This is a genomic window from Streptomyces sp. 4N509B, assembly GCF_052245655.1.
GTDB lineage: Bacteria > Actinomycetota > Actinomycetes > Streptomycetales > Streptomycetaceae > Streptomyces.
On sequence record NZ_JBQQBZ010000097.1, the window covers coordinates 1 to 993 of the forward strand.

Here is a 993-nt window from a genome sequence, read left to right on the forward strand (position 1 = left end):
GGTGAGTCGGTTGAGGATCTTGGGGAGGGAGAGGTCGGGGGCCAGGCGGCTGCCGGAGTACCACACGGGGTGCTGGCCGTTGGTGGGTTGGTGGGCGAAGGTGATGCCGCGGATGGCGCCGGAGGGTTTGCGGGCGATGCGGATGAGCACACCGTGGTCGGCGAGGTGGGTGGAGAGTTCGTCGACGGTGGTGGAGGCGGCCAGGGCGCGGCGTACGGCGGTGCGCAGCCGGATGCTTACGGGGGTGGTGCCGGTGCGGTGGGCTTGGAAGTGTTCGCGGTGGCTGGGGCGCTTTGCGGCGGTGCCGTCGCCGCGTTTGAGGCGGCGTAGGCCGAGGTCTGTTTCGATGCGGTCGACCTCGCGGCGCATGGCCTGGATGTACCGGCGCGGCAGGTCGGGGGTGCGGCCGTCCTGGCGGACGAGGGTGGCCAGGAGGTGGATGTGGTCCTCAGCGTGCCGGACGGCGATCCAGCGGCACGCCTGGTCGTCGCCTTCGGGTTGGAGGCGGGCGGCGTGGAGGACGCGGCGGGCGACGCCGGCCCATTCGTCGTCGGTGAGGTGCCGGTCGTCGGGTGCGGCGCGGAGGGGGATGTGGAGGTATTTCACCTCGGGCCGCATGTGCTTGGGCAGGGCCTTGATGGGGACGTCCAACTGGGCGGTGAGTGTGCCGACGGTGTGGCGTTGGGGGTGGCGGCCCGGGTCGGGGGCGAAGCCATTCCATGAGGCGACCAGGTGGGGGTCGGTGTGTTCGTTGTGGCGGCCGGGTCCGAAGAGGTAGCGGACGGTCTTGTAGGCGACGTCACGCACCTGGATCGGCTTGACGATCACCTCGGCTCCCGCACCAGCCGCACCGCGACGTCCTCCACCGCCTCGATCGCCTCCTCCAGGCGGGCCAGGAGCCGCAGGTGCGCCTGGTGGAGGTGGCCGCCCTGGTGGAGGTAGCGGGTCTCCTGGTTGAGCAGGTTCCCCACCCGGGCCAGCGCGGTGGTGGCC

General features: G+C 71.6%; 1 pseudogene. It reads right to left on the bottom strand.

Annotated features, from left to right (window positions below):
• Positions 1-828, bottom strand: a pseudogene (locus ACTWP5_RS32075) (mobilization protein); the annotation flags it as partial.
• Positions 829-993: the final 165 nt, after the last annotated feature.